We start from the raw sequence: 26,800 nt of genomic DNA, 5'->3' as shown, positions 1-26,800 counted from the left end.
AAACTATGAAATTGCACGAAATGAAGCAAAAACGTAACACCATCGCCACTGATATGCGTGCTCTGCACGATAAAATTGGTGATACCACCTGGACCGAAGAGCAGCGCACTCAGTGGAACGCCGCAAAATCCGAACTGGACGCGCTTGATGAGCGTATCGCTCGTGAAGAAGAGTTGCGCCGCCATGATCAGTCTTTTGTTGATGAACAGGAGCCTGAACAGCGCCAGCGTCAGGAAAGTCCTGAAATGCAGGCAGAAGTACGCCGCGCTGCAGCATTCGATCGTCTCCTGCGCCACGGCTTCGGTGAGCTGACTGCTGAAGAACGTCAGGCTGTTAAAGAGCTGCGTGCTCAGGGCACCACCCCTGATGATAAGGGTGGCTATACCGTACCTACACAGATGCGTAACACCATCATCGATGCGATGAAGGCTTACGGCGGGATCGCGAGTGTTGCCCAGATTCTCAATACCTCGAACGGTCAGGATATTACCTGGTCCACTTCTGACGGTACCGCTGAAGAAGGCGAACTGCTCGCTGAAAATTCTGCAGCCACTGAAGGTGATGTGACGTTCGGCACGGCGACCCTGGGTGCCAAAAAGCTGTCATCCAAAATCATCCGCGTTTCTAACGAACTGCTGCAGGACAGTGGCGTTGACATCGAGGCATACCTGGCTGGCCGTATTGCACAACGTATTGGCCGCGGCGAGGCTAAATATCTCGTTCAGGGAACTGGTGTCGGCGCACCAGTTCAGCCTAAGGGCCTGGCTGCTTCAGTAACGGGCACCACTCAGTCTTCAGCTGCGGCGGCGTTCAACTGGAAGGATATGAATTCGCTGATTCACTCCCTCGATCCGGCGTATCGTGGCGGTCCATCTTTCCGCTGGGCATTCAATGACGCGACGCTGCAGAGCATCGAGCAAATGGAAGATGCACAGGGCCGTCCACTGTGGCTGCCAGATATTGCCGGCGGCTCTCCGGCGACGGTTCTGGGTATTCCGTATGTTATCGATCAGGCCATCGACAATGCGGCCGCCAGCAAAAAATTCATCTACCTGGGGGACTTTAACCGCTTCGTGGTGCGCCGCGTTGCCTACATGACGCTGAAGCGTCTGGTTGAACGCTACGCCGAATATGATCAGACCGCGTTCCTTGCCTTCCACCGCTTCGACTGTGTGCTGGAAGATACCGCAGCCATTAAAGCGCTGGTGGGTAAAGCGCCGTAATAAAGACCACCTGGGAAAGATGCCGCGTAAGCGGTTTTTTTATGCCCGTCATCCGGCGGGCATGGAGATTTATATGCTGCTTAAACTGAGTGAAATTAAGCTCCAGCTGCGGCTTGAGGACGATTACACGGAAGAGGATGAGTTGCTGACGGTGATAGGGAATGCGGTTCAGGCCAGAACGGTGAGCTTTCTTAATCGGACTCTGTATGCAGCAGATGCTGGCGTCCCGGATACCGATCCTGACGGGCTTGTTATGACGGACGATATCCGGCTGGGGATGCTGCTGCTGGCCACCCACTTTTACGAAAACCGCTCATCTGTTTCAGAAGTCGAAAAAACAGAGATGCCGCAGTCATTCACCTGGCTTGTCGGCCCCTACCGGTTCATACCGCTATGAAACTTCGCCAGGCGCAAACCAGCGCGACCTACCTGCTTCCCGATCCGGGTGAGCTGGATAAACGGGTGCTGCTCCGGAAAAGGGTCGATGTACCAGCGGCTGATCTCGGTACCCGTCCTGATTACCCCGAGTCTTTTCCGGTCTGGGCAAAGGTTGTCCAGACCAGTGCAACCACTTACCAGGAAACGGCTCAGACCGACAACGCGATCACTCATTACATCACTGTCCGCTGGCGCCGCGGGATCACCACTGACTTCGAGGTTGTGCTTAACGATCTGGTGTACCGGGTCAAGCGGGCGCGGGACCTGAATAGTAAGAGGCGATATCTGCTGCTTGAGTGTACAGAACTGGGCACGGAACCAGCCTCAACAGGAGGGAACGGTAATGGCAACTCCCTTTTTACACGTTGATTTTCAGCAGCCGACCGAAATGCGCTTCAACCGCGCGCGCGTTCGGCGTGCTTTTGTCACCATCGGCCAGCGCCATATGCGCGACGCGCGCCGTCTGGTGATGCGCCGTGGTCGTTCTGAACCTGGTGAAAACCCCGGTTACCAGACAGGCCGCCTGGCTAAATCCATCGGTTACATGGTGCCTAAAGCAAGCGGGCGGAGGCCGGGGTTTATGGCACGTATTGCACCGAACCAGAGGAATGGGCAGGGGAACCGGCTCATCACCGGCGATTTTTACCCGGCATTTCTCTTCTACGGTGTCCGCGGTGGAGCAAAACGTCGGCGTAGTCATCACCGTGGCGCTTCTGGTGGTAGCGGCTGGCGTCTGGCACCGCGTAATAATTTTATGGTTGAGACACTCAACAAAAACAACCCGTGGACGCGTTATTACCTGACGCGTGAACTGCGGCTATCACTCAAACCGGAGAGGCGACGCTGATGAAACTGGCCCCGATTATTGCAGCACTACGGGCGCGTTGCCCGGATTTTCAGAATCGTGTGGCGGGTGCTGCGCAGTTTAAGGATCTGCCCGACGTCGGGAAGATGATTTTGCCCGCCGCGTATGTCGTGCCGGGTGACGATTCACCGGGTGAGCAGAAAAGCATGACGGATTACTGGCAAGCGATACGTGAAGGTTTTTCCGTCATCGTGTTTGTCAGCAACAGCCGTGACGAGCGCGGCCAGTTTGCATCATTCGATGTTGTGCACGATGTTCGTCAGGCGCTCTTTAAAGCGCTGCTGGGCTGGAACCCGGAAGAGGGATGTAATTCGATAGTGTATGACGGCGGCACACTCCTTGATGTGAATCGCCACGAGCTCAGTTATCAGTTTGATTTTGTTGTTGAGACTGAACTTGGTGAAGAGGATACACGCCAGTTCGACGAGCTGAACGCACTTGACGAGTTCAAAACACTGTCCATTGATGTCGACTTTATCGATCCCGGCACCGGGCCAGACGGTAAGATCGATCACCACACCGAAATCACTCTCCCCACCTGAGGAAACCATGTTTGTACAACCCATGAAAGGGCGGGCTGTTCATGACCCGGCCCGCGGCGACCTTTTACCCGAAGAGGGGCGAAATGTCGACGAAAGCCAGTACTGGTACCGTCGGGAGATTGACGGTGATATCAAAATTGTTCAGCCAGACACCGACGCTGAACCGGTAAAAAAGGCGAGCGCTAAATGACTGTCTCCATGAATACTATTCCCTCCGATCTCCGCGTTCCGCTGTTTTACGCTGAGATGGACAACAGTGCGGCGAATACTGCGCAAACCAGCGCGCCATCGCTGCTGATTGGCCACGCTAATACTGGCGCCAGCATCGCAACGAACCAGTTGATCATCATGCCGTCGAAAGACTACGCCATTCAGCAGTGTGGCGCTGGCAGTCAGCTGGCGCGCATGGTCGAGGCATACCGTGCAACCGACCCATTTGGTGAACTCTGGGTGATTGCTGTTCCGGATACAGGTACGGTGGCAACATTTAAAATGGCGGTGACAGGGGCGGCCACTGAATCAGGTGTGGTCAGTCTTTATGTCGGCCCCCGACTGATTAAGACCGTGGTGACTGCTGGCGATACTGTATCTGATGTAGCTACTGCGATTGCAGCGGCAATTACAGCAGATGGGCAGACCCCATTCACTGCGGCCGCAGTTGCCGGGGTGGTGACTCTGACGGCGCGGCATAAGGGGACCTGGGCAAACGACATTCCTGTCAGTATCAACTATCGCGGTTTCAGTGGTGGTGAAAAACTGCCTGCTGGTGTGCAAATCGCCGTTGACCTGGATACGCCGGGGGCAGGAGCACCGACACTGACTGGTGTTATTGCAGCAATGGGGGATGAGCCCTTCGACTATATCGGACACCCGTTCAACGATACGGCTTCAATTAATACCTTCACGCAGGAAATGAACGATACCAGCGGTCGCTGGAGCTGGTTGCGGCAAATCTATGGACACGTCTACACCGCAAAAATTGCGGGACTCAGCGACCTGATCACTGTTGGTGACATGCTTAACGATCAGCATCTCACCCTGGCGGGTTATGAAAAAACTGTACAGTCGAATCCTGATGAACTGGCGGCCAGTCGTACGGCGAGGGCGGCGGTGTTCCTGCGCATCGATCCGGCCCGACCAACGCAGACTGGCGAACTGGTTGGTATGCTGCCACCGCCGACAGGCAAGCGCTTCATCACCTCAGAGCAACAGTCTCTGCTTACGCATGGTATCGCCACGTCGTACACCGAAAGCGGCACTCTACGCATCCAGCGTGATATCACCACTTATAAGAAAAACGCTTATGGTGTGACGGATAACAGCTATCTCGACAGTGAAACGTTGCACACCAGCGCCTATGTTCTGCGCCGCCTGAAGTCGATCATAACCAGTAAGTACGGTCGCCATAAGCTGGCGAACGATGGTACCCGCTTCGGCCCCGGTCAGGCAATTGTTACTCCAGCGGTAATTAAGGGTGAACTGCTGGCGACTTACCGCCAGATGGAGCGTGAAGGCATTGTTGAAAATTACGATCTGTTCAAGAAGTATCTGATCGTAGAGCGAGATGCCAACACCCCGACGCGCATCAATGTGCTGTATCCGCCTGATTATATCAACCAGCTCCGCGTGTTTGCTGTGCTTAACCAGTTCCGCCTTCAGTATCAAGAGGAGTCCGCATAATGCCGCGCATTGCAGGTACTTGTTATTTCAAAATTGATGGTCAGCAATTATCCATGACCGGCGGTATTGAGGTGCCGATGAATACTAAGGTCAATGATGATGTTATTGGCCTTGATGGCTCGGTGGATCGTAAAGAAACGCACCGCGCGCCGTATATCAAAGGCACCTTCAAAGTGCCGAAAGATTTTCCGGTTAGCAAAGTAACGACTTCAGACCAGATGACCATTACCGCCGAACTGGCAAACGGTCAGGTTTATGTCTTGTCGTCTGCCTGGCTACACGGTGAGGCAAACCACAACGCCGAAGAAGGTACGGCAGATCTTGAATTCCACGGTGAAGAAGGGGATTACCAGTAATGAAAGAACTTGAGCTGAAACATCCAGTAACCGCGCATGGCGAAACGATTAGCGTCCTGGAGTTTAACGAACCGACTGGTAAAGACGTCCGTGAGCTTGGTTATCCGTACCAGATGAATCAGGATGAATCCATCAAACTGCAGGCGCACATTATCGCGAAGTACATTGTCCGGCTGGCAAATGTACCGCTGAGTACGGTAGATCAGATGAAACCCGGTGATTTGAATAGCGCAGGCTGGCTGGTTGCTGGTTTTTTCCTCCAGGCCTGACGGCTGATTATCTCACTGATCGTTTTTTTGACTGCGCCAGCTACTGGCGCATTAACCCATTTGAACTGCTGAAAATGCCAATCAGTGAGATTCCGCTGCTGGTCAGTCAGGCAAACAGGATAGAGCAGGAGAAGAAAGGCAATGGCTGAATTTGAGCTTAAGGCTCTGATTACTGGCGTAGATAAGCTATCTCCTGCGCTTTCACGGATGCAGAAAAATATCCGTGGTTTCAAGCGCCAGGCAGAGGAAGCTTCAAAAGGTGGATTAGCGCTGGCTGGTGGTTTGGCTGCTGGATTGACTGTATCGCTTAAAGCCTATGCGGATCAGGAGAATGCGGCTACTGGGCTGAAGGTCGCGATGATGCAGGCGAACGGAGAAGTCGGCAATAGTTTTGAAAAAATAAACAAACTGGCTGTTGGGCTTGGGAATCAGTTACCTGGCACGACTGCTGATTTTCAGAACATGATGCAGATGCTTGTTCGCCAGGGTATTCCGGCAGAAAACATTCTGGGTGGGGTAGGCAAAGCGACTGCATACCTTGCTGTACAGCTTAAAAAAACACCTGAAGCAGCGGCAGAATTCGCCGCAAAAATGCAGGACGCAACAGGGACCGCATCAGATGACATGATGGGGCTGTTTGATACCATCCAGAAAGCGTTTTACCTTGGTGTCGATGACACCAACATGTTGTCGTTTTTCACCAAAACCAGCTCAGTTCTGAAGATGGTTAATAAGGACGGATTGAAAGCCGCTCAGGGACTTGCTCCGATCAGCGTCATGATGGACCAGATGGGTATGCAGGGAGAGTCAGCCGGCAACGCACTTCGCAAAGTTATCCAGTCCGGTTTAGACATCAAGAAAGTCAATGGCGTCAATAAAGTACTGCAACGTCAAAAGCTCGGCGTGAATCTTGATTTCACCGATGGCAAAGGCAGTTTCGGTGGTATTGATAAAATGTTTACGCAGTTATCGAAACTCAGAAAATTAACTGATGTGAAGCGAACAGGAGTGTTAAAAGCCCTGTTTGGTGATGATGCGGAAACACTCCAGGTAGTTAACGCCCTTATAGATAAGGGTAAAGACGGCTATGACCAGGTTCAACAAAAAATGAACAAGCAAGCCAGCCTAAACAAACGTGTTGAGGCGCAGCTTGGAACCTTGGCAAATCTCTGGGAAGCAATGACAGGGACAGCTACAAATGGACTCGCAGCTATAGGTGGTGCTTTTTCATCGGACACTAAACAGATTGTTACTTGGCTTGGTGACCTCGGGGAAAAATTTTCTAACTTTGCCGAGAAAAATCCTGATGTAATCAGGGGAGTAGTCGGCCTTGTTGCTGGTCTTGCTGCTTTAAAGCTTGGGTTTATGGGAGTTAACTTTGCTTTAGGTCTGGTGAGTAAGACTATATCAATGTCCCCGTGAACCCTCCTGGTCAACTCGCCCAGAATGATATCTTTTGCACCGGGCAGACCATCAAAATTCCTTTTGTCATAAACGAGTTCCACGAACATTGCTCATTGCTCCTTTACTGTATGGGTATACAGTATTTATACTGTGTTTTTATCCAGCATTCAAGAGAGGGCGTAAACATGGGCTTTCCTTCACCATCTACCGACTATATAGAGCAGCGGGTTACGCCAGCCAGTGTCTGCATGACTCCCGACAGTCGCATCCTCGAGACGTCGGCGGGTTATGCGATCATCGTCCCGGTCACGCGCCCACAGCAGGGTGATGCGCTGTTGATTCTGTCCGGAGGTCGGACGCAGTTTGCGAAGCTTAGGGGGAAAGCGTTAATCACGGATGACGGCGAAGCGATCGAAGGTGATGCAGCTGAAGAGGCTGAGGTTATGAGGCGGGTGACGCACTTTATCAACAGCACTGATGCTGCGATATCTCTTGAGGCGGCATTGGCGCAGTTTTGAGACATATGTACGATAGAAAAATTCCGAAGATTGGCAATAGATCTCTTTATATTTGCATTCAAATTTTGTTTATTATGTATTTACATAACGTAAATTTATAAAATTTAATAAAAACAACTCAGATTGCTTATTTTTAAAGATGCATTTAATATATATGTTATAAATTGCAAAGCTCATTAAGGGATTCCCCAGTGAATATTGATAAAATGAAGATCCAGCATGCCGAGATTATCCATAAAATTAGCCGCCTCAGGGAGCTTAGCCGGGCGGGTGTGACGGCTCATGCGCAAGAAATCGCTCAAACCGTTATCAGTATGAGTTCTGTGATTAAAGTACACCTTTCTACCGAAGATCAGTTTTTATATCCTTATCTGGAAAAGGTGAACGATCAAAAGCTAAAAACAATGAGCGTAAATTTTCAGCGCGAGATGGCTGATATTGTTGCCGAGTATGAAAAGTTTTCCCGTCGCTGGAATACGGCAAATAAGCTTATCAATTGTGACGAGGCATTTCGCCGCGACGCGAATGTAGTGTTGCGCAAGGTGCATGAACGAATGCAGCGCGAGGATCATAATTTTTATCCGCTGGTAGAGAAGCTTTAAAAAAGGGCGGCAATGGTTCATCCAATACGGGAATTTGGTTTCCCGTATCCAGAAAGGTATGAAAAGGACTTGGTAAAAGCTGGCACTACTCCGAAACTATCCACATATCGGATTCTTCAAACATTTCCTCAAGCATGCGGTTCAGCTTCTCCCGATCGCTTTTGCTGGCATCGCTGTTTAAGCCGTTCGCCTGCATCGGCTTAACCTTCACTTCTGCATCCGGAAAGATCCGGTGCACTCGCTTTGTTAACTCATTCAGAATTATTTCTCTGGCACCTGTTAATCCTTCAACATTCCGTTTGTCGTACACCAACTCAACGAACATACCGCCTCCAAAGCAACAATGATTTTGCACGCAATTTATACTGTCTATTTATACAGCATCAACGGTTGGGCACGTAGCTTTTTAAGGAAGGTTTTTGGGGCATGTATGGGGCATAAATGCCAGTTTTGGGGCATGGTTGGGACATTTTAACTCATATGAACTTAACCGAATTTCATATGGAGGCGTCTTATAATGCACTGATTAACCTAAAGAAAACACATGCTCTTGGGCGTTCTTTAGTGATTTTAAAAATTACCGCGTCACGCAGTTAAAGTGGCGGGCATACTCTTCAAGGCTTGTGATCCCCAAACGCACCCATTTTGGATGCGACCACTGGGGTAAACCGATATAGATCATAGCGCTTGCAAAATCTCTTCCACGCTGCGAACGCGCGCAATGCGGGGGAAAATGTGAGTCATGCTGCCCAGGTGTTGCTCAGCACTGGCGGCACTACAGGCATCCTCTGCAATGATAAGACTGAAACCCAGCTCCCACGCATTTCGCGCCGTCGACTCAACGCCAATGTTCGTAGAGATGCCGCACAGGACGATGGTATCGATACCCCGGCGACGCAGCTGCAATTCCAGATCGGTGCCGTAGAATGCGCCCCACTGGCGTTTGGTTACTTCGAGGTCGCTGGTGCATTTACCCAGAGCAGCCGGGTAATCCCACCAGTTTTCGGGCAATGCTTTTGCTGGAGTCTGAGCATCTACTGGTTGTTTTAGCGCTTCGGCGTAATCGTCAGACCACCCGACGCGCACCATTACCACCGGGGAACCGTGGGTACGGAATTTTTCCGCCAACTGCGCGGCGCGGGCAACCACAGCGTGTGCCGTATGAGGTCCGCCAGCGAAAGGCAGGATCCCTTCCTGTAAGTCAATCACGACAAGGGCGGTTGTTTTTGCGTTCAGTTCCAGCATGGTCACTCCAGTAAAAAAATAGAATTCCGTTACACCTTAAGCGCGAATCAGTGTGAAAGGGGCGACAATTTTTGTTATTTTTTGTGAGATTACGCAATGCCCGTCCAGGAAACAGGCGTACAGTCAGTACCGGACTTATCGTGCGGCAGAATTTCCAGTATAATAGCCGCCTTTTTTCATTCAGTTGTGACATTCAGCTAAAGCTGCGACTTCGTCATCTGCGAGACAGGTGACAATCCGCCTGCGGCAAAGTTAAGGGATATCTCATGCGTACAGAATATTGCGGACAGCTACGTCTGTCCCACGAGGGGCAGCAGGTGACTCTGTGTGGTTGGGTCAACCGTCGTCGTGATCTTGGTAGCCTGATCTTTATCGATATGCGCGACCGCGAAGGTATCGTGCAGGTATTTTTCGATCCGGACCGTGCGGACGCGTTAAAGCTGGCCTCCGAACTGCGTAATGAGTTCTGCATCCAGGTTACGGGCACCGTGCGTGCGCGTGACGCGAAAAACGTCAACGCCGAGATGGCGACGGGCGAAATTGAAGTGCTGGCCTCCGATCTGACCATCATCAACCGTTCAGACTCGCTGCCGTTGGACTCTAACCACGTCAACACCGAAGAAGCGCGACTGAAGTATCGCTATTTAGATCTGCGTCGCCCTGAAATGGCGCAGCGCCTGAAAACGCGTGCCAAAATTACCAGTCTGGTGCGTCGTTTTATGGACGACCATGGCTTCCTCGACATCGAAACACCGATGCTGACCAAAGCGACGCCGGAAGGCGCGCGCGATTACCTGGTACCTTCTCGCGTACATAAAGGTAAATTCTACGCGCTGCCGCAATCACCTCAGTTGTTTAAACAGCTGCTGATGATGTCTGGCTTTGACCGCTACTATCAGATCGTAAAATGCTTCCGTGATGAAGACTTACGTGCTGACCGTCAGCCTGAATTTACCCAGATCGACGTTGAGACTTCCTTCATGACCGCACCGCAGGTGCGTGAAGTGATGGAAGCGCTGGTGCGTAATCTGTGGCTGGAAGTTAAAGGGGTGGATCTGGGTGATTTCCCGATCATGACCTTTGCCGAAGCTGAGCGTCGTTACGGTTCTGATAAACCAGACCTGCGTAACCCGATGGAGCTGGTTGACGTTGCCGATCTGGTGAAAGACGTTGAGTTCGCAGTGTTCTCTGGTCCGGCAAACGATGCGAAAGGCCGCGTAGCTGCTCTGCGTGTACCGGGCGGTGCCGCACTGAGCCGTAAGCAAATTGACGATTACGGTAACTTTATTAAGATTTACGGCGCGAAAGGTCTGGCTTACATCAAAGTCACCGAGCGTGCGAAAGGTCTGGAAGGTATCACCAGCCCGGTTGCTAAGTTCCTGAACGCAGAAATCGTGGAAGCGATTCTGGCGCGTACCGATGCGCAAGACGGCGACATGATTTTCTTCGGTGCCGACAACAAGAAAGTGGTTGCCGACGCGATGGGCGCGCTGCGTCTGAAACTGGGTAAAGACCTGAATATTACCGACGAAGCCAAATGGGCTCCGCTGTGGGTTATCGACTTCCCAATGTTTGAAGACGATGGTGAAGGCGGACTGACCGCAATGCACCACCCGTTCACCGCGCCGAAAGATATGACGGCCGCTGAGCTGAAAGCTGCGCCGGAAGACGCGGTTGCTAACGCATACGATATGGTTATCAACGGCTACGAAGTGGGCGGCGGTTCCGTGCGTATTCACAACGGCGACATGCAGCAGACCGTATTTGGTATTCTGGGCATTAACGAGCAAGAGCAGCGTGAGAAATTCGGCTTCCTGCTGGATGCGCTAAAATATGGTACGCCACCGCATGCGGGCCTGGCGTTTGGTCTGGACCGTCTGACTATGCTGCTGACCGGTACTGACAACATTCGTGACGTTATTGCTTTCCCGAAAACCACTGCTGCAGCGTGTCTGATGACTGAAGCGCCGAGCTTTGCCAACGAAGCTGCGCTGGCGGAACTGAGCATTCAGGTTGTTAAGAAGGCCGAGAATAACTGATATGAGATACAAACAGCCTGTCTCGGTGTTAGTCGTGATTTATGCAAAGGACACCGGGAGAGTGCTGATGTTACAGCGACGCGACGATCCTGATTTCTGGCAGTCGGTCACCGGCAGCCTTGAAGAGGGTGAAACCGCGTCGCAAGCCGCTATGCGCGAAGTAAAGGAAGAGGTCGCCATTGATGTTGCATCTGAGCAACTGACCTTAATTGACTGTCAGCGCACGGTGGAGTTTGAGATTTTTAGCCATTTACGTCATCGCTATGCACCGGGAATTGAACGAAATACTGAATCCTGGTTTTGCCTGGCACTTCCCTCAGAACGAGAGATCGTGTTCACCGAACATCTGACCTATCGTTGGGTTAATGCGGTTGAAGCCGCCCAATTAACCAAGTCGTGGAGTAACCGGCAGGCGATTGAAGAGTTTGTAATTAACGTCGCCTGAAAAGGGGCGCTTTTTGGAGATATTATTTATGGCAGGTCATAGTAAATGGGCCAACACCAGACACCGTAAAGCAGCGCAGGATGCTAAACGCGGTAAAATTTTCACCAAAATAATTCGTGAGCTGGTGACGGCGGCAAAACTCGGCGGCGGCGATCCGGACGCTAACCCGCGTCTGCGTGCAGCGGTTGATAAAGCGCTGGCTAACAACATGACCCGTGACACCCTGAACCGTGCAATCGCGCGCGGTGTGGGTGGTGATGAAGATTCCAACATGGAAACCATCATCTATGAAGGTTATGGTCCTGGCGGTACAGCCGTTATGATTGAATGTCTGTCTGACAACCGTAACCGTACTGTTGCGGAAGTGCGTCACGCGTTCACGAAAACGGGCGGCAACCTCGGTACCGACGGTTCCGTGGCTTACCTGTTCAGCAAAAAAGGCGTGATCTCCTTTGAACAAGGGGACGAAGACGCCATCATGGAAGCGGCGCTGGAAGCAGGTGCTGAAGACGTGGTGACCTTCGACGACGGCGCAATTGACGTTTACACCGCGTGGGAAGAGATGGGTAAAGTGCGTGACGCGCTGGAAGCGGCGGGTTTGAAAGCGGACGCGGCTGAAGTGTCTATGATTCCATCCACCAAAGCAGATATGGATGCAGAAACAGCGCCGAAGTTGTTGCGTCTGATCGATATGCTGGAAGACTGCGACGACGTGCAGGAAGTTTACCATAACGGCGAGATCTCTGATGAGGTTGCAGCTACCTTAGAATGAGGTGGCTGTACCGCAACCTGACAGGAGGTGCGTGATGTCTATCATTCTCGGCATTGACCCGGGGTCGCGCATCACCGGTTATGGCGTTATTCGTCAGGTCGGCAGACAGCTGACCTACCTCGGCAGCGGTTGTATCCGCACCAAAGTCGACGATCTCCCGTCACGTCTGAAGTTAATTTACGCGGGCGTGACGGAAATCATCACCCAGTTCCAGCCGGACTATTTTGCCATTGAGCAGGTCTTTATGGCGAAGAACGCTGACTCGGCGCTAAAGCTTGGACAGGCACGCGGCGTGGCAATCGTTGCGGCGACCAATCAGGATCTACCGGTCTTTGAATACGCGGCCCGCCAGGTAAAACAGACTGTGGTGGGGATCGGTAGTGCGGAAAAAAGCCAGGTCCAGCATATGGTGCGCACGCTGCTAAAACTCCCGGCGAATCCGCAGGCGGATGCCGCGGATGCGCTGGCGATAGCTATTACCCACTGCCATGTCAGTCAGAATGCCATGCAAATGAGCGAGTCGAGGCTGAATTTGGCGCGAGGTCGATTACGTTAGTGACAAATGAGGCTGGATATCTATCCAGCCTTTTTTTATGATAGCGCATTACCTTTTAGCCCTTAACGCAGGAGCGTCACGTGATAGGCAGACTCAGAGGCATCATTATTGAAAAACAACCCCCGCTGGTCCTTCTGGAAACGGGTGGGGTAGGCTATGAAGTGCATATGCCGATGACCTGTTTCTACGAGTTGCCGGAAGCCGGGCAGGAAGCGATTATCTTCACCCATTTTGTGGTGCGTGAAGACGCTCAACTGCTGTATGGCTTTAACAACAAGCAAGAGCGCACGCTGTTTAAAGAGTTAATCAAAACCAATGGCGTGGGGCCGAAGCTGGCGCTGGCGATCCTCTCCGGAATGTCTGCGCAGCAGTTTGTTAATGCCGTTGAGCGCGAAGAGCTTGGCGCGTTAGTGAAATTACCGGGCATTGGTAAGAAAACCGCAGAGCGTTTGATTGTTGAAATGAAAGACCGCTTTAAAGGTCTGCATGGTGACCTCTTTACCCCGGCGGCGGATCTGGTTCTGACCTCTCCGGCCAGTCCGACAACGGACGACGCCGAGCAGGAAGCGGTTGCTGCGCTGGTGGCGTTGGGCTATAAACCACAAGAAGCCAGCCGCATGGTGAGCAAAATTGCCCGCCCTGATGCCAGCAGTGAAACCCTGATTCGTGAAGCGCTTCGCGCGGCATTGTGAGGTAAAGGATGATTGAAGCAGATCGCCTGATTTCGGCTGTCAGCACGACCCCTGAAGACCTGGTGGATCGTGCGATCCGCCCTAAATTGCTGGAAGAGTATATTGGCCAGCCTCAGGTCCGTTCGCAAATGGAGATTTTTATCCAGGCGGCGAAGCTGCGTGGTGACGCTCTCGATCACCTGCTGATTTTCGGTCCTCCAGGGCTTGGTAAAACCACGCTTGCCAATATTGTCGCCAATGAAATGGGCGTTAATCTGCGCACCACGTCCGGTCCGGTACTGGAAAAGGCGGGTGACCTGGCGGCAATGCTTACCAACCTTGAACCCCATGATGTGCTGTTTATCGATGAAATCCATCGTCTTTCACCGGTGGTGGAAGAGGTGCTGTATCCGGCGATGGAAGATTATCAGCTGGATATCATGATTGGTGAAGGACCGGCTGCACGTTCGATCAAGATCGATCTGCCGCCGTTTACGCTAATCGGGGCGACGACGCGCGCCGGGTCGTTAACGTCTCCGTTGCGTGACCGTTTTGGTATTGTACAGCGCCTGGAATTCTATCAGGTGGCTGATCTGCAGCACATTGTAGGACGCAGTGCGCGTTTTATGGGCCTGGAAATGAGCGATGAAGGCGCGCTGGAAGTGGCACGCCGCGCCCGCGGTACGCCGCGTATTGCCAACCGCTTATTACGCCGGGTACGTGATTTCGCCGAAGTGAAGCATGACGGCACGATTTCAGCAGATATCGCCGCTCAGGCGCTGGATATGCTCAATGTGGATGCGGAAGGATTTGATTATATGGACCGTAAGTTGTTGCTGGCGGTTATCGACAAATTCTTTGGCGGACCGGTCGGACTGGATAACCTGGCAGCGGCGATCGGGGAAGAGCGTGAAACCATTGAGGACGTGCTTGAGCCATATCTGATTCAGCAAGGTTTTCTGCAGCGTACGCCGCGTGGACGTATGGCAACCGTGCGCGCCTGGAACCATTTTGGCATTACGCCGCCACAAATGCCTTAATGCATGATGTCGCTACGCTTATAAGGCCTGGGCGATTTTGTAGGCCCGGTAAGCGCAGCGCCACCGGGCAACGCATGCTTAGCTCGCTTGCTTTTTCATCATGCTGAAAATAAACAGCAGCGCGGCACACAGCACCACGGAGGGACCTGCCGGGGTGTCATAGAAGGCCGAGAAGGTCAGCCCGCCTGTAACCGCTATCATTCCCACACCAACGGCAACTCCTGCCATCTGTTCCGGCGTACGGGCAAAGCGACGGGCGGTCGCCGCAGGGATAATAAGCAGCGAGGTGATAATCAACGCCCCGACAAACTTCATCGCCACGCCAATCGTTAACGCCGTAACCAGCATCAGCAGTAGCTTCACGCGTTGCAGCTTCACGCCATCGACAAATGCCAGATCCGGACTGATGGTCATCGACAGCAGGTTACGCCACTGCCAGAACAGAATCGCCAGAACAATAACCACGCCGATGGCGATGGAGATAAGATCTTCAGGCGTCACGGCGAGCAAATCACCAAACAGGTAAGCCATCAGATCCACACGGATGTTGGACATCAGGCTGACGACAACCAGCCCCAGCGACAATGCACTATGCGCCATAATGCCCAGTAAGGTATCGATCGCGAGGTGAGGGCGCTTTTCAAGCCATACCAGACCGCCAGCCAGCAACAAAGTGACGGCGATAACCGCATAGAAAGGGTTTACATCCAGCAGCAGGCCAAAGGCGACTCCCAGCAGTGAAGCGTGGGCCAGCGTATCACCGAAATAAGACATTCGACGCCAGACCACAAACGAGCCGAGTGGGCCAGCAGCACAGGCCAGCATGATCCCGGCTAACCAACCGGGTAATAACAATTCAATCATGAGTGACCATTTCCCCGGCGTAAGACGATACGACCCTGTAAATCGTGGCGGTGATTGTGATTATGACGGTAAATTCCGAGTTGTTCGGCGCCGCGTTGTCCGAACATTGAGATGAATTCCGGGTGCATGGAAACCACTTCCGGCGCACCGGAACAGCAAATATGATGGTTCAGGCACAGTACTTCATCGGTTTTGGCCATCACCAGATGCAGGTCATGGGAAACCATCAGTACGGCGCAATCCAGTTCACGTCGCAACTGGTCGATAAGGTCGTACAGTGCGACCTGCCCATTGACATCCACGCCCTGGGTCGGCTCATCGAGCACCAGTAGCTGAGGTTTATTCAATAAAGCACGGGCTAACAGGACGCGTTGCGTTTCCCCGCCAGAGAGCTTTTGCATCGGCGCATTCATCAGATGTCCGGCCTGAACGCGCTTCAGTGCCGGAAGGATATCCTCTTTTTTGGTGCCGGGACGTAAGCGCATAAACCGACTTACCGTCAGCGGAAGCGTAGTATCGAGGTACAGTTTTTGCGGTACATAGCCAATCCGCAATTGGCCATTACGCTTGATAACTCCCTCATCAGCCGCTACCAGTCCTAATACAACGCGCACCAGCGTAGACTTCCCTGCACCATTCGGGCCGAGAAGCGTTAAAATTTTACCGGGTCGAAGTTCAAGCGATACGTCAGACAGGACGCGGCGTTGACCATAAGAGACCGAGACATTTTCCAGTGAAACCAAAGTCGTCATATCAATTTTAGTCTTGCAGAAGTTATAGAATGTTATAATATCACATTTCTTACATTCATTACGATGATTGGTCGCATTATGTTACATAAAAATACGCTTCTTTTCGCAGCATTATCCGCTGCTCTTTGGGGTAGTGCAACACAGGCAGCAAATGCTGCTGTGGTGGCCTCGCTTAAGCCGCTGGGATTTATTGCTTCGGCCATTGCGGACGGGGTAACAGACACTGAGGTTTTGCTGCCAGACGGGGCTTCCGAACATGACTATTCACTGCGTCCATCAGACGTAAAACGCTTACAGGGCGCGGACTTAGTCGTTTGGATTGGACCTGAGATGGAAGCGTTTATGGAAAAGTCAGTCAAGAATATTCCTAACGCGAAACAGGTAACGATTGCGCAGCTCAATGACGTGAAACCGTTACTCATAAAAGGTGCTGACGACGACGATGACGATCATGGACACAATGATGCTGGCAGTGAAAAAAGTGACGAGCATCACCATCACGGCGATTACAACATGCATCTTTGGCTTTCTCCAGAGATAGCGCGGGCCTCAGCGGTTGCAATCCATGAAAAATTAGTGGAACTTATGCCGCAAAGTCGAGCCAAACTTGACGCCAACCTGAAGGATTTTGAGGCACAATTAGCCGCAACCGATAAGCAGGTAGGTAACGAGCTCGCACCGCTCAAGGGAAAAGGTTATTTCGTTTTTCATGACGCCTATGGCTACTACGAAAAACACTACGGACTAACACCGCTTGGTCACTTTACCGTGAACCCTGAGATTCAACCTGGTGCGCAGCGTTTACATGAAATAAGAACACAGTTGGTTGAGCAAAAAGCAACCTGCGTTTTTGCTGAGCCACAGTTCAGGCCAGCGGTCGTTGAAGCCGTCGCGAGAGGGACATCCGTTCGAATGGGAACGTTGGATCCGCTCGGTACGAATATCAAACTGGGTAAAACAAGCTATTCAGCGTTTTTGAACCAATTAGCCAACCAGTATGCGAGCTGCCTGAAAGGAGATTAATGAGGAAGTGAATACGTGCAACAGATAGCCCGCTCTGTCGCTCTGGCATTTAATAATCTGCCGCGACCCCATCGCGTTATGCTGGGGTCGCTTACCGTACTGACATTGGCCGTTGCCGTCTGGCGGCCTTATGTTTACCATCCCGATTCTGCACCCATCGTTAAAACTATCGAGCTGGAAAAAAGCGAGATTCGTTCACTGTTGCCTGAGGCAAGCGAACCTATTGATCAGGCTGCACAGGAAGACGAAGCCATTCCGCAGGATGAACTGGATGACAAAACGTCTGGTGAAGCTGGTGTGCATGAGTATGTCGTCTCCACTGGCGATACGCTGAGCAGTATTCTGAATCAGTACGGCATCGATATGGGCGATATCAGTCAACTCGCTGCTTCCGATAAAGAGCTGCGTAATCTGAAAATTGGTCAGCAGCTTTCCTGGACCTTAAGCGCGGAAGGTGACCTGCAGCGTCTGACCTGGGAAGTATCCCGCCGTGAAACCCGTACTTACGATCGCACTGCGACGGGGTTCAAAATGAGCAGCGAAATGCAACAGGGCGATTGGGTTAACAGTCGTATCAAAGGCACGGTGGGCGGAAGCTTCGTCGCCAGCGCCAAAGATGCCGGGCTGACCAGCTCTGAAATCAGCGCAGTGATTAAGGCCATGCAGTGGCAGATGGATTTCCGCAAACTGAAAAAAGGTGATGAGTTCTCGGTGCTGATGTCTCGCGAAATGCTGGACGGCAAGCGCGAGCAAAGCCAACTGCTGGGCGTGCGTTTACGTTCTGAAGGCAAAGACTATTATGCCATCCGTGCTGCAGACGGTAAGTTCTATGACCGTAATGGTACCGGGCTGGCGAAAGGCTTCATGCGTTTCCCGACGGCGAAACAGTTCCGTATTTCCTCGAACTTTAACCCGCGTCGCCTGAATCCGGTGACTGGACGCGTAGCGCCGCACAAAGGTGTCGACTTTGCGATGCCGCAGGGGACGCCGGTACTGTCGGTGGGCGATGGTGAAGTGGTTGTAGCGAAGCGTAGCGGCGCTGCCGGATACTATGTTGCGGTTCGTCATGGTCGCACCTACACCACGCGTTATATGCACCTGCGTAAGCTGTTGGTGAAACCAGGTCAAAAAGTTAAACGTGGCGATCGTATCGCGCTGTCAGGTAACACCGGGCGTTCAACGGGGCCGCATCTGCACTATGAAGTATGGGTTAACCAGCAGGCCGTGAACCCTTTGACGGCGAAACTGCCGCGTACAGAGGGTCTGACCGGCTCGGATCGCACCGATTACCTGGCGCAGGTGAAAGAGGTTATGCCTCAGCTACGTTTTGATTAATTAGTACACTGACAAAGCCGGTACGCTATGCGTGCCGGCTTTTTTATTTTGTACGGCGCACGGTGCGCCGCTACACTATCAGCAGATTTACTTTTCGCGGCACCAGACACTGGAAGAGCATGGAAACGAAAAAAAAGAATATTGAGTATATCCCTGAGTTTCACAAATCATTTCGCCATCCGCGCTACTGGGGCGCCTGGCTGGGGGTGGCGGCGATAGCTGGTATTGCGTTAACGCCGGCAGCATTTCGTGATCCTATTCTGGCAAAACTCGGACGGCTTGCCGGAAGACTGGGAAAAAGCTCCCGTCGCAGAGCATTGATCAATTTATCCCTCTGCTTTCCTGAACGTAGCGAAGCTGAGCGTGAAGCCATTGTTGATGATATGTATGCAACTGCGCCTCAGGCGATGGTCATGATGGCTGAATTAGCAATACGTGGCCCGGAGAAAATTCAGAGTCGGGTTGACTGGCAGGGCCTGGAAATCATCGAAGAGATGCGGCGCAACGATGAAAAAGTTATTTTTCTCGTTCCACATGGCTGGGGGGTAGATATCCCGGCGATGCTGATGGCGTCCCAGGGACAGAAAATGGCTGCGATGTTCCACAATCAGGGGAACCCGGTATTCGATTACGTCTGGAACACGGTACGCCGTCGCTTTGGTGGTCGTTTGCATGCGCGTAATGATGGCATCAAACCGTTTATTCAGTCTGTCCGTCAGGGATATTGGGGATACTACCTGCCAGATCAGGACCATGGGCCTGAACACAGCGAGTTTGTCGATTTTTTTGCTACCTATAAAGCAACGTTACCGGCGATTGGACGTCTGATGAAAGTCTGCCACGCGCGCGTGGTACCGCTGTTCCCCGTATACGATGGGAGAACGCACCGCCTGACGATCCATGTTCGTCCACCGATGGATGACATCCTGACGGCGGATGACCACACCATTGCCAGACGGATGAACGAAGAGGTGGAGATTTTTGTCACGCCTCATGTCGAACAATACACCTGGATTCTGAAACTGCTTAAGACGCGTAAACCCGGCGAGATTGAGCCCTATAAGCGCAAAGATCTCTATCCGAAGAAATAAAAAAAAGCCTCTCAAAACGAGAGGCTTTTTTACATTTAAGCGACTTATTCTACGGTCAGAATACGCGTGGTGTTGGTTGAGCCAATGGTGCTCATCACATCGCCCTGGGTCACGATCACCAGGTCACCAGAAACCAGGTAGCCTTTATCGCGCAGCAGGTTCACCGCTTCATTGGCGGCAACGACGCCGTCAGTTTCGCTGTCGAAGTGAACCGGGGTGACACCGCGGTACAGGGAGGTCAGATTCAGCGTACGCTCATGACGGGACATCGCGAAAATCGGCAGGCCGGAACTGATACGAGAAGTCATCAGCGCAGTGCGACCGGACTCCGTCATTGCGATGATAGCGGTGACCCCTTTCAGGTGGTTAGCAGCGTACATCGCTGACATCGCAATCGCTTCTTCAACGTTATCAAACTGCACGTCAAGGCGGTGTTTAGAGACGTTGATGCTCGGGATCTTTTCAGCGCCGAGACAGACGCGCGCCATTGCCGCGACGGTTTCCGCCGGGTACTGACCTGCTGCTGTTTCTGCAGAGAGCATCACGGCATCGGTGCCGTCGAGGACGGCGTTAGCCACATCCATCACTTCCGCACGAGTCGGCATTGGGTTGGTAATCATCGACTCCATCATCTGCGTAGCGGTGATGACCGCACGGTTCAGCTGGCGCGCGCGACGAATCAACGCTTTCTGAATACCTACCAGCTCAGGGTCACCGATTTCAACACCCAGGTCGCCACGGGCTACCATCACTACGTCAGAAGCCAGGATGATGTCATCCATCGCATTCTGGTCGCAGACGGCTTCTGCACGTTCTACTTTGGCGACAATTTTCGCATCGCAACCGGCATCGCGCGCCAGACGGCGGGCATAATTCAGATCTTCGCCGCAGCGCGGGAAGGAGACAGCCAGATAGTCAACGCTGATTTGTGCTGCGGTAATGATGTCGGCTTTGTCTTTTTCGGTCAGGGCTTCAGCAGAGAGACCGCCGCCCAGTTTGTTGATGCCTTTGTTATTGGATAGCGGGCCACCGACGGTGACTTCGGTGAAGACTTTCATGCCCTGAACTTCCAGCACCTTAAGCTGTACGCGACCATCGTCGAGCAGCAGGATATCGCCAGGCACGACGTCAGCAGGCAGCCCTTTATAATCAATACCGACTTTTTCTTTGTCGCCTTCGCCTTTGCCGAGGTTGGCGTCTAACAGGAACTTGTCGCCAACGTTAAGAAATACTTTACCTTCTTTAAAGGTGGATACGCGGATTTTAGGTCCCTGCAGGTCACCCAAAATAGCTACATGACGTCCCAGTTTTGCGGCAATTTCACGGACTTTATCCGCCCGCAGTTTGTGATCTTCTGGAGAGCCGTGGGAAAAGTTCATACGTACGACGTTCGCACCCGCGGCGATAATCTTCTCAAGGTTGTTATCGCGGTCAGTTGCCGGGCCTAACGTGGTAACGATTTTGGTTCTGCGAAGCCTTCTGGACATGTAATACTCCGTTGACTGAAACAACTTGGTGTTGCGTGAACATTGATCCGGCCGTTCTCAAACATTAACGGTAAATGAACAACCCGGATGATAAAAGGGTAGAACATTGTTATTGCTTTTAGCGGTCATCACTCTTGATGAGTAATTCTTTATCAAAACGCGATTCCTTGAGCGCTTCCTTGACACGCTTCAAGTTATCTCTAAATTTTGCCCCTCGGCGCAAAGTAAATCCTGTAGCCAGCACATCTATCACGGTCAGTTGAGCAAGTCGAGAGACCATGGGCATATAAATGTCAGTATCTTCCGGTACATCGAGGGTAATTGCCAGCGTGGCTTCCCGTGCCAGTGGCGTACCGGGAGAGGTGAGGGCGATAACCATGGCATCGTTTTCCCGCGCTAACTGCGCCAGTTCAACCAGACTTTTGGTTCTTCCGGTATGAGAAATAAGCACAATGACGTCGTCGTCGCTACAATTCATACAACTCATGCGTTGCAGAACAATATCGTCGGAATAAATTACCGGCACGTTAAAGCGGAAAAATTTATTCATCGCGTCATGCGCTACCGCGGCGGAAGAACCTAAACCAAAGAAGGCAATTTTCTTCGCCTGGGTTAATAAATCTACCGCCCGGTTTACCGCCGCGTTATCCAGCGACTGGCGAACGTGGTCGAGGCTTGCCATCGCTGACTCGAAGATTTTCCCCGTGTAAGATTCTACGCTGTCATCCTCATCCACATTGCGATTAACATAAGGGGTGCCATTTGCCAGACTTTGCGCCAGATGCAGTTTAAAATCAGGAAAGCCGCGGGTGTCCATGCTGCGACAAAAACGGTTCACCGTTGGCTCGCTGACATTCGCTTCTACAGCAAGTGCGGCGATGCTTGAATGGATTGCCCGCTCGGGAGAGGCAAGAATAATGTCGGCGACTTTACGCTCTGACTTGCTCAAATGTTCCAGTTTTAACTGGATTTTTTCCAGCATATTCATGATGTAGGTAGACTCATGGGTCATGGGCAAAAACGATTTCAGCGATACGGGGAAACCGATACACAATTTAGTGTATAGATATTACCCCTGCTAATGCAGCAACGGGGCAAAATGGACAGAATAGTTGTTGTTTTTTTTCATTACATGATCGGAGTCGGATTTTCATACTTCGTCATGGGTACGAAAAATACGACTTTTTTATCCATTTTGATGGGTTATACGCCAATAAAGCGGCTGTTCGCGGTAACAGCACGGCTGGATAAGCGTTTACGGTTTCCGGATTCACGTAAAAGCAGTACAGTGCACTGTAATAAAATTACAACCAGTGTCTGGCAAAAGCACCAGGCACTTAATTGAGGAGAATGACATGGCGGTAACGCAAACAGCCCAGGCATGTGACCTGGTCATTTTCGGTGCGAAGGGCGACCTGGCGCGACGGAAATTGCTGCCTTCCCTGTATCAACTGGAAAAGGCCGGCCAGATTAACCCGGAAACCCGTATCATTGGGGTTGGGCGTGCCGACTGGGACAAAGCAGCTTATACCAAGGTTGTGCGCGAAGCGCTCGAAACCTTCATGAAAGAAAAAATCGATGAAGGTTTATGGGAGACCCTCAGCGGTCGTCTGGAGTTTTGTAATCTGGACGTCAATGATACCGCCGCATTTAGCCGTCTGGGTGAAATGCTGGATCAGAAATCACGTACCACTATTAACTATTTCGCGATGCCACCAAGCACTTTTGGCGCAATCTGCAAAGGCTTGGGTGAAGCAAAGCTGAATGCTAAGCCTGCCCGCGTGGTGATGGAAAAACCGTTAGGAACGTCACTGGCAACATCGCGCGAAATCAATGATCAGGTAGGCGAGTATTTCGAAGAGTGCCAGGTTTACCGCATCGACCACTATCTCGGCAAAGAGACGGTACTGAACCTGTTGGCACTGCGTTTTGCCAACTCCCTGTTTGTGAACAACTGGGATAACCGCACTATCGATCACGTAGAAATTACCGTGGCGGAAGAAGTGGGCATTGAAGGGCGCTGGGGCTATTTTGACCAGGCCGGTCAGATGCGCGACATGATCCAGAACCACCTGCTGCAAATCCTATGCATGATCGCGATGTCTCCACCGTCCGATCTGAGCGCTGACAGCATCCGTGATGAAAAAGTGAAGGTACTGAAATCACTGCGTCGCATCGATCGTTCGAACGTGCGAGAAAAAACGGTTCGCGGTCAGTACACCGCCGGTTTTGCCCAGGGCAAAAAAGTTCCGGGATACCTGGAAGAAGAAGGTGCCAACAAGAGCAGCAACACGGAAACGTTTGTGGCAATCCGTGTGGATATCGATAACTGGCGCTGGGCGGGTGTTCCATTCTACCTGCGTACCGGTAAACGTTTACCGACCAAGTGCTCTGAAGTCGTGGTTTACTTCAAAACGCCTGAGCTGAACCTGTTCAGAGAATCCTGGCAGGACCTGCCACAGAACAAGCTGACCATCCGTTTGCAGCCTGATGAAGGTGTCGATATCCAGGTACTGAACAAAGTACCGGGTCTGGATCACAAGCATAACCTGCAAATTACCAAACTTGATCTGAGCTACTCCGAAACCTTCAACCAAACACATCTGGCCGACGCTTATGAGCGTCTGCTGCTTGAAACGATGCGCGGCATTCAGGCGCTGTTTGTGCGTCGAGATGAAGTTGAAGAAGCATGGAAGTGGGTCGACTCTATTACCGAAGCCTGGGCAATGGACAACGACGCGCCGAAGCCTTATCAGGCCGGGACTTGGGGACCGGTTGCCTCTGTGGCCATGATTACCCGTGATGGTCGTTCCTGGAACGAATTCGAGTAAAATATCATCTAGCCCATAGGTGTTATTTTACCGGTAACATGATCTAACACAGATTGTAGAATAATTTTTGCACTTTTAAGCCTCGCGTGGATTCACCCGCGGGGCTTTTTTTATTACACTGCCTGAAACGATTTTGCCCCTGAGCTACGGCTAACAAGCGATTCAGCTGTTTTTAACCCAACTGAAACACATTGTTTTTCCAACGCTCTGACAGATAAATTTTAGGAGCCTCTATGAATCCGAATTTGTTACGCGTAACACAACGTATCGTCGAACGTTCTCGCGACACACGTTCCGCCTACCTTGCCCGTATTGAACAAGCGAAATCGACTACCGTTCATCGTTCACAACTGGCGTGCGGTAACCTGGCGCATGGTTTTGCTGCCTGCCAGCCGGATGACAAGGCTTCGCTGAAAAGCATGCTGCGTAACAATATCGCGATCATTACCTCCTATAACGACATGCTTTCCGCACATCAGCCGTACGAGCATTACCCGGACATCATTCGTAAAGCGCTGCATGAAGCCAATGCGGTAGGCCAGGTCGCTGGCGGTGTTCCTGCGATGTGCGACGGTGTGACCCAGGGACAGGATGGGATGGAGCTTTCGCTGTTGAGTCGCGAAGTGATTGCTATGTCGGCTGCTGTGGGCCTCTCACACAATATGTTCGACGGCGCGTTATTCCTTGGCGTGTGCGACAAAATTGTCCCGGGTTTGGTGATGGCGGCACTGTCATTTGGTCATCTGCCTTCGATCTTTATTCCCTCCGGCCCGATGGCGAGTGGTCTGGCGAACAAAGAAAAAGTGCGTATCCGTCAGCTGTATGCTGAAGGTAAAGTCGATCGTATGGCGCTGCTTGAATCCGAAGCTGCGTCTTATCACGCACCGGGTACCTGTACGTTCTATGGCACGGCAAACACCAACCAGATGGTAGTGGAGTTTATGGGGATGCAACTGCCAGGATCCTCATTCGTGCACCCGGATGCGCCGCTGCGCGAAGCGTTGACCGCCGCTGCGGCTCGTCAGGTAACGCGTCTGACCGGCAACGGCAATGAATGGATGCCGATCGGTAAAATGATCGATGAAAAAGTAGTGGTCAACGGTATTGTCGCGCTGCTGGCGACCGGGGGCTCCACTAACCATACAATGCACCTGGTCGCGATGGCGCGCGCAGCCGGTATTCTGATTAACTGGGACGACTTCTCCGATCTGTCCGATATTGTGCCGCTGATGGCGCGTCTGTACCCGAATGGTCCGGCAGACATTAACCACTTCCAGGCGGCGGGTGGCGTGCCGGTGTTAATGCGCGAACTGCTTAACGCGGGTCTGCTGCATGAAGATGTGAACACCGTTGCCGGGTTTGGTTTATCGCGCTACACCATGGAGCCTTGGCTCAACGAGGGTGAGCTGGACTGGCGTGAAGGTGCGGCGAAGTCGCTGGACAGCAACGTGATAGCCACCTTTGACCAGCCTTTCTCCCACCACGGCGGCACCAAAGTGCTGAGTGGAAACCTCGGCCGCGCAGTGATGAAAACGTCGGCGGTACCGGTAGAAAATCAGGTGATTGAAGCGCCCGCGGTTGTTTTCGAAAGTCAGCATGATGTATTGCCTGCCTTCGATGCGGGACTGCTCGATCGTGATTGCGTAGTAGTTGTGCGCCATCAGGGACCAAAAGCAAACGGAATGCCAGAATTACATAAACTCATGCCGCCACTTGGTGTATTATTGGACCGTTGTTTCAAAATTGCGTTAGTTACCGATGGACGACTTTCAGGTGCTTCAGGTAAAGTGCCTTCAGCAATCCATGTAACCCCAGAAGCCTATGATGGCGGGCTGCTGGCAAAAGTACGCGATGGCGACATCATTCGTGTGAATGGACAGACAGGTGAATTGACGCTGCTGGTTGATGAAGAGGAACTTGCTTCTCGTCAGCCTCATATTCCTGACCTCAGCGCATCGCGCGTGGGCACAGGCCGTGAAATGTTCAGCGCGTTGCGTGAAAAGCTGTCCGGTGCGGAACAGGGCGCAACCTGTATCACTTTTTAAGACTTATTTTGTAATCAGGCGAGAGAAAACTCTGATGAAAAACTGGAAGACAAGTGCAGAAGCAATCCTGACCACTGGCCCGGTTGTACCGGTTATCGTGGTTAATAAACTGGAACACGCAGTGCCGATGGCAAAAGCGCTGGTTGCAGGCGGCGTGCGCGTTCTGGAAGTGACCCTACGTACCGCATGTGCGATGGATGCCATTCGCGCGATCGCAAAAGAAGTTCCGGACGCTATCGTTGGTGCAGGTACTGTACTGAATCCACAACAGCTGGCTGAAGTTACCGAAGCCGGTGCACAGTTTGCTATCAGTCCGGGTCTGACCGAGCCGTTGCTGAAAGCCGCAACTGAAGGCACTATTCCGTTGATCCCTGGTATCAGCACCGTATCTGAACTGATGCTGGGTATGGACTACGGTTTGAAAGAGTTCAAATTCTTCCCTGCTGAAGCAAATGGCGGTACTAAAGCGCTGCAGGCGATTGCGGGTCCGTTCTCACAGGTCCGTTTCTGCCCAACCGGTGGGATCTCTCCAGCGAATTACCGCGACTACCTGGCACTGAAAAGCGTGCTGTGCATCGGTGGTTCCTGGCTGGTTCCGGCGGATGCGCTGGAAGCGGGTGATTACGATCGCATTACCAAACTGGCTCGTGAGGCTGTTGAAGGCGCGAAGCAATAATTGCGCAAAATGCCCGGTAATCACTACCGGG

At 52.1% G+C, this 26,800-nt stretch carries 29 protein-coding genes and 3 pseudogenes; 24 read left to right on the top strand and 8 right to left on the bottom strand.

Annotated features, from left to right (window positions below):
* The first annotated feature begins 5 nt into the window (after nucleotides 1-5).
* From E6P06_RS17315 to E6P06_RS17265, 10 genes and pseudogenes are all read left to right on the top strand, one after another.
* Nucleotides 6-1,223, top strand: a complete 1,218-nt coding sequence (locus E6P06_RS17315) for a phage major capsid protein (protein ID WP_139935488.1) — start codon at nucleotides 6-8, stop codon at nucleotides 1,221-1,223.
* Nucleotides 1,224-1,296: 73 nt separating this feature from the next.
* Entirely contained in the window at nucleotides 1,297-1,620 is a 324-nt protein-coding gene (locus E6P06_RS17310; RefSeq protein WP_139935487.1) for a head-tail connector protein, read from the top strand.
* On the top strand, nucleotides 1,617-2,030 hold the full coding sequence (locus tag E6P06_RS17305) for a phage head closure protein (protein WP_139935486.1): 414 nt from the start codon (nucleotides 1,617-1,619) through the stop codon (nucleotides 2,028-2,030). Before E6P06_RS17310 ends, E6P06_RS17305 begins: the two co-directional genes overlap by 4 nt.
* Entirely contained in the window at nucleotides 2,005-2,508 is a 504-nt protein-coding gene (locus E6P06_RS17300) for a hypothetical protein (protein ID WP_109862846.1), read from the top strand. The genes E6P06_RS17305 and E6P06_RS17300 overlap by 26 nt, the downstream gene beginning before the upstream one ends.
* Nucleotides 2,508-3,068: a hypothetical protein gene (locus E6P06_RS17295; protein WP_139935485.1), complete on the top strand. Its 561-nt coding sequence runs from the start codon at nucleotides 2,508-2,510 to the stop codon at nucleotides 3,066-3,068. The genes E6P06_RS17300 and E6P06_RS17295 overlap by 1 nt, the downstream gene beginning before the upstream one ends.
* Before the next feature lie 7 nt (nucleotides 3,069-3,075).
* The gene (locus E6P06_RS17290) at nucleotides 3,076-3,258 is read left to right on the top strand and encodes a DUF2635 domain-containing protein (protein ID WP_046671236.1); all 183 of its coding nucleotides are present in this window, start codon (nucleotides 3,076-3,078) and stop codon (nucleotides 3,256-3,258) included.
* Nucleotides 3,255-4,748, top strand: coding sequence for a phage tail sheath subtilisin-like domain-containing protein (locus E6P06_RS17285; RefSeq protein ID WP_139935484.1), 1,494 nt, complete (start codon nucleotides 3,255-3,257; stop codon nucleotides 4,746-4,748). Before E6P06_RS17290 ends, E6P06_RS17285 begins: the two co-directional genes overlap by 4 nt.
* Nucleotides 4,748-5,104 (top strand): phage tail tube protein, encoded by a 357-nt coding sequence (locus E6P06_RS17280; RefSeq protein WP_049015471.1) that lies wholly within the window; start codon nucleotides 4,748-4,750, stop codon nucleotides 5,102-5,104. Before E6P06_RS17285 ends, E6P06_RS17280 begins: the two co-directional genes overlap by 1 nt.
* The gene (locus tag E6P06_RS17275) at nucleotides 5,104-5,373 is read left to right on the top strand and encodes a phage tail assembly protein (protein WP_000661045.1); all 270 of its coding nucleotides are present in this window, start codon (nucleotides 5,104-5,106) and stop codon (nucleotides 5,371-5,373) included. Before E6P06_RS17280 ends, E6P06_RS17275 begins: the two co-directional genes overlap by 1 nt.
* Before the next feature lie 141 nt (nucleotides 5,374-5,514).
* Nucleotides 5,515-6,792: pseudogene (locus E6P06_RS17265) on the top strand (phage tail tape measure protein); the annotation flags it as partial.
* On the opposite strand, the pseudogene E6P06_RS17260 reads toward E6P06_RS17265, so the two are convergent.
* Nucleotides 6,792-6,884: pseudogene (locus E6P06_RS17260) on the bottom strand (DinI family protein); the annotation flags it as partial. The pseudogenes E6P06_RS17265 and E6P06_RS17260 sit on opposite strands and share 1 nt — an antisense overlap.
* 78 nt (nucleotides 6,885-6,962) lie before the next feature.
* Between E6P06_RS17260 and E6P06_RS17255 the strand changes: the two are divergent.
* Nucleotides 6,963-7,295, top strand: coding sequence for a hypothetical protein (locus E6P06_RS17255; protein ID WP_000506745.1), 333 nt, complete (start codon nucleotides 6,963-6,965; stop codon nucleotides 7,293-7,295).
* 191 nt (nucleotides 7,296-7,486) lie between these two features.
* Entirely contained in the window at nucleotides 7,487-7,897 is a 411-nt protein-coding gene (locus E6P06_RS17250; protein WP_139935483.1) for a hemerythrin domain-containing protein, read from the top strand.
* 85 nt (nucleotides 7,898-7,982) lie between these two features.
* On the opposite strand, the gene E6P06_RS17245 is transcribed toward E6P06_RS17250, so the two are convergent.
* From E6P06_RS17245 to E6P06_RS17235, 3 genes and pseudogenes are all read right to left on the bottom strand, one after another.
* Complete coding sequence (locus tag E6P06_RS17245; RefSeq protein ID WP_139935482.1) at nucleotides 7,983-8,222, bottom strand: DinI family protein; 240 nt, start codon at nucleotides 8,220-8,222, stop codon at nucleotides 7,983-7,985.
* Between the two features lie 261 nt (nucleotides 8,223-8,483).
* Nucleotides 8,484-8,579: pseudogene (locus tag E6P06_RS28015) on the bottom strand (hypothetical protein); the annotation flags it as partial.
* Nucleotides 8,576-9,142: a hydrolase gene (locus tag E6P06_RS17235; protein WP_003841685.1), complete on the bottom strand. Its 567-nt coding sequence runs from the start codon at nucleotides 9,140-9,142 to the stop codon at nucleotides 8,576-8,578. The pseudogene E6P06_RS28015 and the gene E6P06_RS17235, both read right to left, overlap by 4 nt.
* 266 nt (nucleotides 9,143-9,408) lie before the next feature.
* On the opposite strand from E6P06_RS17235, the gene aspS reads away from it, so the two are divergent.
* The 6 genes from aspS to ruvB all read left to right on the top strand — a co-directional run bounded on the left by aspS (nucleotide 9,409) and on the right by ruvB (nucleotide 14,665).
* Nucleotides 9,409-11,181: an aspartate--tRNA ligase gene (gene aspS, locus E6P06_RS17225; protein ID WP_049002340.1), complete on the top strand. Its 1,773-nt coding sequence runs from the start codon at nucleotides 9,409-9,411 to the stop codon at nucleotides 11,179-11,181.
* 1 nt (nucleotide 11,182) lies between these two features.
* Nucleotides 11,183-11,626, top strand: coding sequence for a dihydroneopterin triphosphate diphosphatase (gene nudB, locus E6P06_RS17220; RefSeq protein ID WP_003844155.1), 444 nt, complete (start codon nucleotides 11,183-11,185; stop codon nucleotides 11,624-11,626).
* Between the two features lie 28 nt (nucleotides 11,627-11,654).
* On the top strand, nucleotides 11,655-12,398 hold the full coding sequence (locus tag E6P06_RS17215) for a YebC/PmpR family DNA-binding transcriptional regulator (RefSeq protein ID WP_003034865.1): 744 nt from the start codon (nucleotides 11,655-11,657) through the stop codon (nucleotides 12,396-12,398).
* A 34-nt stretch (nucleotides 12,399-12,432) separates the two neighbouring features.
* Nucleotides 12,433-12,954, top strand: coding sequence for a crossover junction endodeoxyribonuclease RuvC (gene ruvC, locus E6P06_RS17210; RefSeq protein WP_003034867.1), 522 nt, complete (start codon nucleotides 12,433-12,435; stop codon nucleotides 12,952-12,954).
* A gap of 80 nt (nucleotides 12,955-13,034) precedes the next feature.
* Nucleotides 13,035-13,646, top strand: a complete 612-nt coding sequence (gene ruvA / locus E6P06_RS17205; RefSeq protein WP_003034869.1) for a Holliday junction branch migration protein RuvA — start codon at nucleotides 13,035-13,037, stop codon at nucleotides 13,644-13,646.
* A gap of 8 nt (nucleotides 13,647-13,654) precedes the next feature.
* On the top strand, nucleotides 13,655-14,665 hold the full coding sequence (gene ruvB / locus E6P06_RS17200) for a Holliday junction branch migration DNA helicase RuvB (RefSeq protein WP_003034872.1): 1,011 nt from the start codon (nucleotides 13,655-13,657) through the stop codon (nucleotides 14,663-14,665).
* Nucleotides 14,666-14,743: 78 nt separating this feature from the next.
* Here the strand turns inward: ruvB and znuB are convergent, their stop codons facing one another.
* Nucleotides 14,744-15,529 (bottom strand): zinc ABC transporter permease subunit ZnuB, encoded by a 786-nt coding sequence (gene znuB, locus E6P06_RS17195; protein ID WP_003034874.1) that lies wholly within the window; start codon nucleotides 15,527-15,529, stop codon nucleotides 14,744-14,746.
* Complete coding sequence (gene znuC / locus E6P06_RS17190) at nucleotides 15,526-16,281, bottom strand: zinc ABC transporter ATP-binding protein ZnuC (protein ID WP_003034877.1); 756 nt, start codon at nucleotides 16,279-16,281, stop codon at nucleotides 15,526-15,528. Before znuC ends, znuB begins: the two co-directional genes overlap by 4 nt.
* Before the next feature lie 78 nt (nucleotides 16,282-16,359).
* Here znuC and znuA point away from each other — a divergent pair, with 78 nt between their 5' ends.
* The 3 genes from znuA to lpxM all read left to right on the top strand — a co-directional run bounded on the left by znuA (nucleotide 16,360) and on the right by lpxM (nucleotide 19,730).
* Complete coding sequence (gene znuA, locus E6P06_RS17185; protein ID WP_049002353.1) at nucleotides 16,360-17,304, top strand: zinc ABC transporter substrate-binding protein ZnuA; 945 nt, start codon at nucleotides 16,360-16,362, stop codon at nucleotides 17,302-17,304.
* Between the two features lie 15 nt (nucleotides 17,305-17,319).
* Nucleotides 17,320-18,639 (top strand): murein DD-endopeptidase MepM, encoded by a 1,320-nt coding sequence (mepM, locus tag E6P06_RS17180; protein WP_003034883.1) that lies wholly within the window; start codon nucleotides 17,320-17,322, stop codon nucleotides 18,637-18,639.
* Nucleotides 18,640-18,758: 119 nt separating this feature from the next.
* Nucleotides 18,759-19,730, top strand: a complete 972-nt coding sequence (gene lpxM / locus E6P06_RS17175) for a lauroyl-Kdo(2)-lipid IV(A) myristoyltransferase (RefSeq protein WP_003841672.1) — start codon at nucleotides 18,759-18,761, stop codon at nucleotides 19,728-19,730.
* Between the two features lie 44 nt (nucleotides 19,731-19,774).
* Here the strand turns inward: lpxM and pyk are convergent, their stop codons facing one another.
* A complete protein-coding gene (pyk, locus tag E6P06_RS17170; protein WP_003034890.1) occupies nucleotides 19,775-21,217 on the bottom strand; it encodes a pyruvate kinase in 1,443 nt (480 codons plus the stop codon).
* A 118-nt stretch (nucleotides 21,218-21,335) separates the two neighbouring features.
* Complete coding sequence (locus E6P06_RS17165; protein ID WP_003034893.1) at nucleotides 21,336-22,205, bottom strand: MurR/RpiR family transcriptional regulator; 870 nt, start codon at nucleotides 22,203-22,205, stop codon at nucleotides 21,336-21,338.
* A 367-nt stretch (nucleotides 22,206-22,572) separates the two neighbouring features.
* Here E6P06_RS17165 and zwf point away from each other — a divergent pair, with 367 nt between their 5' ends.
* From zwf to kdgA, 3 genes are all read left to right on the top strand, one after another.
* Nucleotides 22,573-24,048 carry a glucose-6-phosphate dehydrogenase gene (zwf, locus tag E6P06_RS17160; protein WP_003034896.1) on the top strand — a complete coding sequence of 492 codons (1,476 nt, stop codon included), beginning with the start codon at nucleotides 22,573-22,575 and terminating at the stop codon, nucleotides 24,046-24,048.
* Between the two features lie 233 nt (nucleotides 24,049-24,281).
* Nucleotides 24,282-26,093 carry a phosphogluconate dehydratase gene (gene edd, locus E6P06_RS17155; protein WP_003841668.1) on the top strand — a complete coding sequence of 604 codons (1,812 nt, stop codon included), beginning with the start codon at nucleotides 24,282-24,284 and terminating at the stop codon, nucleotides 26,091-26,093.
* A 34-nt stretch (nucleotides 26,094-26,127) separates the two neighbouring features.
* Nucleotides 26,128-26,769 carry a bifunctional 4-hydroxy-2-oxoglutarate aldolase/2-dehydro-3-deoxy-phosphogluconate aldolase gene (gene kdgA, locus E6P06_RS17150; RefSeq protein ID WP_003034901.1) on the top strand — a complete coding sequence of 214 codons (642 nt, stop codon included), beginning with the start codon at nucleotides 26,128-26,130 and terminating at the stop codon, nucleotides 26,767-26,769.
* Nucleotides 26,770-26,800: the final 31 nt, after the last annotated feature.

The sequence above is a fragment of the Citrobacter sp. CF971 genome, assembly GCF_006385635.1.
Lineage (GTDB): Bacteria > Pseudomonadota > Gammaproteobacteria > Enterobacterales > Enterobacteriaceae > Citrobacter > Citrobacter freundii.
Note: the sequence above shows the minus strand (reverse complement) of the source record. Positions and strands in the feature narration are given on the sequence as shown.